The organism is Phaeovulum sp., from assembly GCF_041596715.1.
GTDB lineage: Bacteria > Pseudomonadota > Alphaproteobacteria > Rhodobacterales > Rhodobacteraceae > UBA6213.
Window position 1 is genome coordinate 1 of sequence record NZ_JBFHIA010000183.1, and the last position, 6,326, is coordinate 6,326.

Annotated in this window: 5 protein-coding genes; all 5 read right to left on the reverse strand. The window is 59.2% G+C overall.

Annotated elements, in window-relative coordinates; all coding sequences use genetic code 11:
• Positions 1 to 229 precede the first annotated feature (229 nt).
• On the reverse strand, positions 230 to 1,672 hold the full coding sequence (locus tag ABY403_RS12105; RefSeq protein WP_372841078.1) for an FAD-dependent oxidoreductase: 1,443 nt from the start codon (positions 1,670 to 1,672) through the stop codon (positions 230 to 232).
• 114 nt (positions 1,673 to 1,786) lie between these two features.
• Positions 1,787 to 3,082: an ABC transporter substrate-binding protein gene (locus ABY403_RS12110; protein ID WP_372841079.1), complete on the reverse strand. Its 1,296-nt coding sequence runs from the start codon at positions 3,080 to 3,082 to the stop codon at positions 1,787 to 1,789.
• 25 nt (positions 3,083 to 3,107) lie between these two features.
• On the reverse strand, positions 3,108 to 3,941 hold the full coding sequence (locus ABY403_RS12115) for a carbohydrate ABC transporter permease (protein ID WP_372841080.1): 834 nt from the start codon (positions 3,939 to 3,941) through the stop codon (positions 3,108 to 3,110).
• Entirely contained in the window at positions 3,931 to 4,806 is an 876-nt protein-coding gene (locus tag ABY403_RS12120) for a carbohydrate ABC transporter permease (protein ID WP_372841081.1), read from the reverse strand. Before ABY403_RS12120 ends, ABY403_RS12115 begins: the two co-directional genes overlap by 11 nt.
• 45 nt (positions 4,807 to 4,851) lie before the next feature.
• Positions 4,852 to 5,940 (reverse strand): LacI family DNA-binding transcriptional regulator, encoded by a 1,089-nt coding sequence (locus ABY403_RS12125; protein ID WP_372841082.1) that lies wholly within the window; start codon positions 5,938 to 5,940, stop codon positions 4,852 to 4,854.
• Positions 5,941 to 6,326 lie beyond the last annotated feature (386 nt).

Consider the following 6,326-nt stretch of genomic DNA (forward strand, 5'->3'; position numbering starts at 1 on the left):
CGATGTCATGCTTGGCTGATGCCAGCATCTCGCCCTTGGCGTCAAACACGCCCGCACGCGCACTGCCGGTGCCAACATCTACGCCGATGAAACAACTTGCTGTCATGCCACTACCCCTGCGCCAAATGGCAACCTTCGATGCCGCCCAATTCTCGGGTCATCTGCGACGACCTTGCCCGATCCATCTTCGATATGTGGTTGAAGTGCATCAAGAATCGCGCGATGAACCTCATGATGTCTGACCGGGGCCAAGCTCTGTCGCCCTGCTCCCATCTGGATTGCGCAGATAGACACCGTGCGCGATCTGCTGGCGGCGCAATTCGGAAACGTCGATATCCGCCGGTGACCGGTTGCCACGGACCGAGATCTTGGCGGCACGTCCGGCCGCTTCGCCCATCGCCATGCAGGTGGCCATCACACGCGTTGCCCCCATCGCCTCATGCGTGACCGAGATGCTGCGCCCCGCAACCAGCAGGTTTGCAACCTTGGTCGGCACCAATGAGCGATAGGGGATATCGTAGCAGTCGCCGCACCAGATCAACGTGCAGCCGTCATCCGCGGGCCGGTGAATATCGATCGGGTAGCTGGCGACCGCGATCGAGTCATCAAAATGGCGGCAACTCAGCACGTCGTCCTGCGTCATCACATATTGCCCGACGATGCGCCGGGTCTCGCGAATGCCCAGAAACGGCGCCGTTTTGGTGAAGTAGGCAGCCTCGAACCCCGGCACATAATTGACGAGATAGGTGACGATATCGTCGATCTGCGCGCGGCCCTGAATCTCGCCATTGGTCAGGCTGCGGGCGTCTGTGCCATCCGTGCCTTTGACCCGGGTCATGTTGATCCAGACCTCGCCTTTTTTCAGGCCGGTAATGATGATCGTGCGCTCGTTCGGAATATCGAGGTGGCGCTCGTTCTTGGCTTTTGCCATCAACTCGCGCAAGCCAACCAGAATGAACTGGTTGTTCTGCCCAAAATACTCTGCCGGAATGAAATCGGTCAGGTAGGTTCGCGCCTCTGGCGGCGCGTTTGCAACACTCATGCGCAGCTTGTCGGTGTCTACACCCGCAAGGCAGAACATCAGCGTCGGCGGTTGCATGCCGCCTTGGGCATCGCCCTTTTCGCAAGGCACACCCGCACGGAAGGCCACGTCGGCATCGCCCGAGCAGTCGATCACAACCTTGGCAAGGGTTGCGGTGCGCCCGCTTTTGCTTTCGGTGATAACGCCGCGGATCGCATCGCCGTTCATCACGACATCAACGCAAAAGGTGTAGAACAGCACATCAACGCCCGCTTCGGTCAGCATTTCCAGCGCCACTGTCTTTACCGCCTCTGGCTCGACCAGCGTTATGCCCATGTGCAAGGGGCAAGGGCGGTGCTCGCTGGCACCGTTGCGTTCGCGCCTTAGTCGCTCGATGAACTTCTGCGGCAGGCCGTCGATGATCTGGTTGCCCTTCTGACCCAGAAAACCCAGCACCGGCAGGCCGATCGTCATATTCCCGCCTACGAAACTGCGGCTTTCAATAAGGCCGACGCGCAAGCCGTCTTCGGCTGCGGCCAATGCGGCGGTCAGGCCCGAGGGCCCTCCCCCCACCACCAGCACGTCGTATTCGGCCGCCACGGGAATGCTGCGCGCCGGCTCTTGTATCGAGCGGATTGTGGTCTTCGACATCTTCCGTTCCTTGTTCAAGCCGCAGCGCAGCCACTAGCGGTCAATTGAGCTATCCAGATTGTGCTGCCGCCCGGTTCGGGAGAGGGTCCGGGCGACAGTATTTGGCGTTGGCTATCAGGCAGGCATCATCGGCGTGACGCGTTCGATGATCGAGGCGACCGCATCCTTGACGGTCTTTCTGCCAATCACTGCAAGTTGCACCTCTTCCAGCATCGTCGCTTGTGCGCGCGCAGCTTCCGGGAACGGCGGGAATGCACCGCGCGCATTGGCAAGAACCTGCGCCTCTACCTCGGCCAGTGGGTTTTTGGTAATCAGCGCCGGGTCCGCGTAGCTGGACACCCGCACCGGCCCGTTGCCATTCAGCGCCATGCCGAGTGTGACGCGTTTGCTCGACACTTCCTTGATGTAGGACCACGCAAGTGCCTTGTCCTTGGCGTTTTTCGGAATCACCATCGCCCAAGCCTCGACAATCGACGCCATCGGTTTGTCGGCGGCAAGCGTAGCCGACCCCGGGAAGGCGATAGCCTTGATCTTGCCGGGGAAATTGCTCTGCTCGGGGTTGTTGAGCTGCGCAAAACGCGCGAACGGCAGCACCGTAAAGGCGGCGCGGCCTTGTTGCAGCCAGGTCACCTGATCGTCGTTCTTGGTGGTGGCGTAGCTGCGGGGCAATGCACCGGACTCGAACATGCCGCGCAGAACGTCGAGCCCCTTCTCCATCGCCGCCGGGTCCGGAACAAGCTGGAAGTCCTTGGTGATGAAATCACCGCCAAACGCGCGTGCGAACATTACCGGGAACAACGCCAGATCGCTTGCCAAGATCATGCCGGTAACCGGCGTGCCAGACTTTGAGGTGAAGGTAAGTTTGTTGCATTGCTCGACAAGCTCTTCCAGCGTGGTCGGGGGTGCCGCAATGCCTGCTTCTTCCAGCAACGCCTCATTGTAGAACAGGCCCTGCGTGGCGTGGCGCACCGGAATACCAATCAGGTTTCCGTCAACCGTCATGCCTTGAACCAGCCCATGCGCGATATCATCGAAATCCTCGATCGGATCGCTGACCGCCAGATCGTTCAGCGGCTCGAACAGCGAGGCGATATCGGATGTGGGCCGGTTGTCGATGATATAGCCGACGCCGTAATCAGTATCGGTCAAGCTCGCCTCGCGGAAAAGCCTGTCTTGCAGCGGGTTGGAATCGAACGTTGTGAAGCTGATATCGGCATCGTTGGCGCTTTTCCACGCGGCCATCAGATCACCCGCGTCGGTGCCTAATACCGTTTGGTGCACCTTGTGGCTCAGCACGTTCAGCGTCTTGCCAGCGGCCCAAGTCGGATTGGCAGCCAAGGCGGCAGCGCCGCCGACGGTCGTGCCAAGAAAACCGCGCCGGGTGAAAGTGAATGCGGATCTGTCGTTCATAGTGACCTCCCAGGTTGACGGTTGATCATCCCTTTGTGGCACCGGCCGTCATTCCGGCGACGAGATAGCGGTTCATGAAGATGACGAACAAAAGCACCGGGGCGAGTTGCAGCGTGGAGGCGGCAAACAGGACCCCCCAATCAACCCCGTCGATCGAGCCGATCATCTCTGAAATCACCAGCGGCGCAGTCTTTGCCTTGGTGGCGGTAAAGATGAAGGCGAACAGAAACTCGTTCCATGCGAACACGACAACGAACACCGCGACAGCGAGGATGCCGGGTGCGGCCAGTGGCACAATCACCCTGCGCAAAATCGTCCAGCGCCCCGCGCCATCGATCTGCGCGGCCTCATCAAGCTCGCGCGGGATCTGGTCGATGAAGGTTCGCATCAGCACCGTGCCAAGTGACACGAAAAACGTGGCATAAAGCACCATCAGCACCACATGCGTATCGTTGAGGTTCAGCGCATTCACGATTGGAAACAGCGGAAGCGTGACCACAATCGGCGGGATCAGCCTGACCACGATAAGAAACAGCACGCTCGAGTCGAGGAAGCGGCTGGAATTGCGCGAATAGGCATAGCCTGCCGCCGTGCTGGCAATGACAGCCAGCGCCGTGGCACCAGCGGTAATGATCGTGCTGTTGACGAGCCCGTCGAAGAATACCCCCCAGCGCGTCCACAAGGTGGTGAAGTGATCCAAGGTAGGCGTGAAAATATAGTGCGGTGGCACCGCAAAGATTTCGCGCCCCGGTTTGAATGACGACATCACGATAAAGGCAATCGGCAACAGCGACCACAAAAGCAGCGCGGTGACCGCGACAGCCTTACCAGAGCCAATGATGAGACGCTTAATGCGCATTGGCGTTCACCTGTCTGCCGAGTACCAGAATGTAGCCGACCGCAAGCAACAACGAGACTACGACCATGATCCAGGCAGTAGCCGCAGCGGTACCGAAGGCGTTGTAGCTGAACGCCTCTTGATAAAGGTAGACGGCCACAACTTCGGTCGTTCGGGCAGGCCCGCCGTTTGTCAGCAGCCAGACCTCTGAAAAGATGCGGAAGGCGAAGATATAGCGAAACAGCAACGCCACCACGATCGCCGGGCCTAGCAGCGGCAGCGTCACGCGCCGAAATGCCTGCAATGGCGTTGCCCCGTCGATGCGCGCCGCTTCGTAAAGATCGAGCGGTATAGCAAGCCGCGCGGCGTAAAGAATGATGAACGTGAACGGCAGATGCAGCCAGATCGTAAGCATCGCGATAAGGATCATCGCGTGCGTCGGCTCGAACGACCAATCTAGGATCGGAAGGTGCAATGATTGCAGCATCTGGGTGATCGGGCCTGCATCCGGGTCGAAAAGAAACCGCCACATAACGACCGCGGTCACTTCGCTAACCGCATAGGGCGCGAGCACGGCGACAAGCAGATATCTACGCAGTGGTAAGCCGCTGGCAAAAAGCAGCGCCACAAGCAGCCCTATCGCAAGCTCCAGATGTACGGCCACGACAACAATGCCAACCGTGTTCCAAAGCGCGCGGTGAAAAGCCGGATCGGTCAGCACACGAATGTAGTTTTCCAAACCGACGAAGCTTGGCGCTTTGCCAAAGCTGGATTGTGTGACGCTGAGCCAGATCACGTAGATCGACGGGATGACGATGACGCTGAGGATCAGGACATGAACCGGTGCGATCAACGGCATCAGATGGACAAGGCTTCTGCTACGCAATCGTTCCTCCCCTTCCTCTTTACTCGCGCCCCACGCCTTGGGCGATCAGTGGACAGACTTGCGCCCCTTTGCAGGCGCGCCCCCAGCCGTTTGCGGCACTGTCACATCTGTGTCGGCGTCATTCGCGGCACGCATGTTGCTGACCGAGTTGCGCACCTGAAGCGTGGCGTTGAGCTCGATGTGATGCGGCGGCGTGGCATCGCCGCGCATTCGCGCGCTCAGGCGATCCCAGACCATTCGTGCCATTTCATCAATCGGTTGGCGGATGGCGGTCACTGCAGCCTTGCGCGCGCTCATCCACGCATAATCGTCAAAGCCGATGATCGAAACCTGTTCGGGCATCGCAATGTGCCGCGCCGCGAGTGTCGAAAGCACACTGAGCGTGGTCACGTTTGTCAGGGCAATTACCGCTGTCGGGCTGGCATTCCGCTCTAGCCAATGCGCGAATAGTTCAGCACCGCGTTCGCCGTTCGATCCCAATTCAACGACGATCGGCGTAACACCGATTGCGGCGCGCATAAAGGTGTCGACCCCGCGGACACGCTCTCTGATCGGCGAGATCGACAGGCTCGATGCTGCAATCACGATGTCGCGGTGCCCAAGCGAAACCAGATGGCGGGCCGCTATTTCGCCGGCCTCGAAGTTGTCGATGGTAACCGAATCTATATCGGCGCTTCCGCTAACAACACGGTCAGCAAGCACTATCGGCAGCCGATGCGCCTCTTTGGCAAGAATCGCAGGCACCGTGTCGGAACAAGGAACCGCAATTAGCCCTGCGGGCCGCCAGCCCAGCAGCGCGGACAACCGCGATTTTTCCAATTCAACATCGTCACGCGAGCTTGCAACGATCACATCGTAACCGTCTTTGCCCGCCATCACCTCCAGCCGCGAAACCAGCGAAGTGAAGAACGTGTCATCAAGGTCCGGCACCAGAACGCCCACCACCTTGGTCTGACCAGAGCGCAGCCGCGAGGCAGAGCGGTCAATCTGGTAAGAAAGCTCGTGCGCCGCACGTTCCACGCGCTCGCGCAGATCCGGATTCACCGGCTTCGATCCGCTCATCACGTTCGAAACCGTTGCAATGGACACTTCCGCCAGCTTGGCAACATCCTTGATGGTCGGTCTTTTGGACACGAATCCTCACGCTGTTAAACGTTTCACTGTAAAACGTTTAACAGCGACTCGGTGTTCGGGCAAGACTATTTTTTGCTGCCAGCCAAACAGCTCCTGACACTGCGCGACGTCTCTTTTGTTGCCGCGCCAACGGGGCCAAGCTCAGCAAGCTGACCTGATTACACTTGGCACCGACAATCCTGCCCGGACGCCAGTCCGTGGCGCGGCATGTTGCCCACAGCACAGATTTATTACGCCAATACGCGGCAGGATCGTTTGCTTCTGATACACAGAGGCCTATCACATGGCTCGAGGGAGAGCTGATCGAGACGAGCCATGAGCGATATCGGTTTTTCCATCCTGCTGCTTTCCTTGGTTGCCATCATTGGGCTGCTGATCGGTGCCGC